General features: G+C 33.8%; 1 protein-coding gene. It reads right to left on the bottom strand.

Annotated features, from left to right (window positions below; translation table 11 throughout):
• On the bottom strand, positions 1–479 hold a 479-nt coding region (locus tag ACFIO3_RS13545), incomplete at its 3' end, for a hypothetical protein (RefSeq protein WP_375704636.1).
• Positions 480–1,134 lie beyond the last annotated feature (655 nt).

Here is a 1,134-nt window from a genome sequence, read left to right as displayed (position 1 = left end):
ACGAATTCAATACCACCACTCTCAATTGTCGTATCCCTGCTAACACTTGCTGCATCAATGTAGAGTTTTCCCCCCTCTCTAACCGTATTATTGATGGAATAGGCAGCATCTTTATAGTTAAAGCTATTTATTTCAGAACCTTCAGAGTCTCGGTTAGTAATATAGACAGTAGCACCATCGCTTATTATTGAATTGGTGAGTACCTTAAAGGACAGATTTTCTAATCTCTTCCTTTCCTCTTCTAAAAGATCACTTCCTTCTACTGTCTGTTTATTCTCTATCTTTTTTGATCCCACCTTTTTTTCTTTTAGTCCCCTCACTTCCGATAACAACTTTCTTGTCTCTTCTAGGTGTTCACTTATACTTACTGGTGTTAATAACTTTTCTCTTGGTGTAGCTACTCCATCTGCACTCGCAATCTTGACAAAAAAACTACTGGCCATTACCGCACAAAAACTTAATTTCAATTTGCGTTGCATTATTTACACTCCATAATTTTAAATTTAAATTCTCCCATTTAGAAAAAAGTGCATAGACCAAAACAACACAACGTAATTGCTCAACCTCATGTCTTTTAAGATAGCAAAGCATTCGATGGATTAAGCTCTGACAGATCAAATATACATCATGTGTTTTAAAATGCGCACACAACTAAAAGATTTAATTTGCTTTAGATACACTTTAAAAGTGTTATAATTGCATCCATGAAAAATATTTTTAATATTTTGAGACACTAAACACTGATCTGCGAATAAGATTGATTCCTTAATAGATAAAAATGGCATTAAACTTTAAAGGAAACAGCAATGTGAATGAGAGCTGCGTTTATGGCCACCTATTGCCATCTTCTACAGCATTTAAAGCAGTGTCTTTTTTTGTTCAATATGGATAATATATAGACCACTTATTCATAATCATCAGTCCATAATCATTGTTCTAATATATAACGAAGTGTCATAATATTGACTCGACACTGATTTGAAATTTCTATAGTTATAGTCAGTTAACTCGTCATTTGATTTGTCATATACTGAAAGGGACATTCTATTCATGTCTATAAACTCAGAAATGAAAGCTACAAGCAACAGAAACTCCCCTCGTCGAATTTTATTTGCAAGCCTTATTGGCCCAACA

Source organism: Bartonella sp. AD328YNZD (genome assembly GCF_042196425.1).
The sequence above is the reverse complement of the archived record's forward strand: the minus strand, read 5'-3'. Positions and strand labels throughout refer to the sequence as shown.